The 2,500-nt window shown below is 54.6% G+C and carries 1 tRNA gene and 2 rRNA genes (1 of these 3 cut by a window edge); all 3 read right to left on the reverse strand.

Going from position 1 to position 2,500, the window contains the following annotated elements:
- Window positions 1-4 precede the first annotated feature (4 nt).
- A tRNA-Met gene (locus R9J51_RS00005) sits at window positions 5-81 on the reverse strand.
- Between the two features lie 91 nt (window positions 82-172).
- A 5S ribosomal RNA gene (gene rrf, locus R9J51_RS00010) occupies window positions 173-287 on the reverse strand.
- Between the two features lie 119 nt (window positions 288-406).
- A 23S ribosomal RNA gene (locus tag R9J51_RS00015) occupies window positions 407-2,500 on the reverse strand; it runs 699 nt beyond the window's last position.

Here is a 2,500-nt window from a genome sequence, read left to right on the forward strand (position 1 = left end):
ATTCTGGTTGCGGGGGCAGGATTTGAACCTGCGACCTTCAGGTTATGAGCCTGACGAGCTACCGGGCTGCTCCACCCCGCGATGTTAGCAACAAAGCCCCGTCGATGTATTCGACGGGGCTTTGTTGGATTTGAGATTGTGATGGGTTTTTTTCATGCGCGCCGGCTTCAATGCCTGGCGACGACCTACTCTTCCAACGCTTGAGCGTTAGTACCATTGGCGCGGACTGGTTTCACGGCCGAGTTCGAGAAGGGATCGGGTGGTTCACAGACGCTATGGTCACCAGGCAATGGAGCGGGCGCACATGATGTTTTTAGATCGATGGTTTGGGATCTGGCTTGGTATCGTCCGGGTTTCACCGTTGGTTCTGCGGGTTGCGCAGGGTTGTTGGTGAGGGTGTGGATTCTACAAGCATGATAAGAGTGATTAGGACCGGTTAGCTTCATGCGTTACCGCACTTCCACACCCGGCCTATCAACGTGGTGGTCTACCACGACTCGATGATACCTTATCTTGAGGGAGGCTTCCCGCTTAGATGCTTTCAGCGGTTATCCCGTCCATGCATAGCTACCCTGCTGCGCTCCTGGCGGAACGACAGGTACACCAGAGGCATGTTCACCCCGGTCCTCTCGTACTAGGGGCAACTCCTCTCAAGTATCGACGCCCACGGCAGATAGGGACCAAACTGTCTCGCGACGTTCTGAACCCAGCTCACGTACCACTTTAATTGGCGAACAGCCAAACCCTTGGGACCTGCTCCAGCCCCAGGATGTGATGAGCCGACATCGAGGTGCCAAACGATTCCGTCGATATGAGCTCTTGGGAATCATCAGCCTGTTATCCCCGGCGTACCTTTTATCCGTTGAGCGATGGCCCTTCCACGAGGGACCACCGGATCACTATGACCGACTTTCGTCTCTGCTCGACTCGTCAGTCTCGCAGTCAGGCAGGCTTATGCCATTGCACTCTAGCAGACGGTTTCCAACCGTCCTGAGCCTACCATCGCGCGCCTCCGTTACTCTTTAGGAGGCGACCGCCCCAGTCAAACTACCCGCCACAGAGGGTCCCCGCACCGGATGACGGTGCTGGGTTAGACATCAGAAAACAACAGGGTGGTATTTCACCTATGGCTCCACACCGGCTGGCGCCAGTGCTTCAAAGCCTCCCACCTATGCTACACAATTCTTTCCTAATGCCACTCTGAAGCTGCAGTAAAGGTGCACGGGGTCTTTCCGTCTAACCGCGGGTACTCCGCATCTTCACGGAGAATTCAATTTCGCTGAGCATATCCTGGAGACAGTGGGGAAGTCGTTACGCCATTCGTGCAGGTCGGAACTTACCCGACAAGGAATTTCGCTACCTTAGGACCGTTATAGTTACGGCCGCCGTTTACCGGGGCTTCAATTCGGAGCTTGCACTCCTCCTCTTAACCTTCCGGCACCGGGCAGGCGTCAGACCCTATACGTCGTCTTGAAGCCGACTTAGCAGAGTCCTGTGTTTTTGCTAAACAGTCGCTACCCCCTGGCCTGTGCCCCCCACAAGTGCTTGCGCATATGTGGGGCCTCCTTCTTCCGAAGGTACGGAGGCAATTTGCCGAGTTCCTTCAGGATACTTCTCTCAAGCGCCTTGGTATACTCTACCTGACCACCTGTGTCGGTTTCGGGTACGGTCTATATGGAGAGGCTATTTCCTGGAACCTCGTCACAGCCAGCTCAATCCGATAAGAGCTGACAATTTAAGAGATCCGTCACTCATCTCCAGGCCCACGAATATTAACGTGGTTCCCATCGACTACCCCCTTCGGGCTCGTCTTAGGGGCCGGCTCACCCTGCTCAGATTAGCTTTAAGCAGGAACCCTTGGTCTTTCGGCGAGAGGGCATCTCACCCTCTTTGTCGCTACTCATGTCAGCATTCGCACTTCCGATACCTCCACGGTCGGTTACCCTTCCGCTTCGCAGGCCTACGGAACGCTCCGCTACCGCTCAGATCAAAGATCTGAACCCTAAGCTTCGGTGCACGTCTTGAGCCCCGTTACATCTTCGCCGCAGGAACCCTTATTTAGACCAGTGAGCTGTTACGCTTTCTTTAAATGATGGCTGCTTCTAAGCCAACATCCTGGTTGTTTTGGGATTCCCACATGCTTTCCCACTTAGACGTGACTTGGGGACCTTAGCTGTAGGTTAGGGCTGTTTCCCTTTTGACGACGGACCTTAGCACCCGCCGTCTGTCTGCCGGATAAATCTCGTTGGTATTCGGAGTTTGGTTAGAGTTGGTAGATCTCGCGACCCCCGCATCCATCCAGTGCTCTACCCCCAACGGTATACGTCCGACGCTCTACCTCAATAGATTTCGCGGAGAACCAGCTATTTCCCGGTTTGATTGGCCTTTCACCCCTAAACACAACTCATCCGACAATTTTTCAACATTGAACGGTTCGGCCCTCCAGTGCGTGTTACCGCACCTTCAGCCTGGTCATGCCTAGATCACCGGGTTTCGGGTC

It is taken from the genome of Novosphingobium rhizosphaerae, assembly GCF_050920675.1.
Taxonomy (GTDB): Bacteria; Pseudomonadota; Alphaproteobacteria; order Sphingomonadales; family Sphingomonadaceae; genus Novosphingobium; species Novosphingobium rhizosphaerae.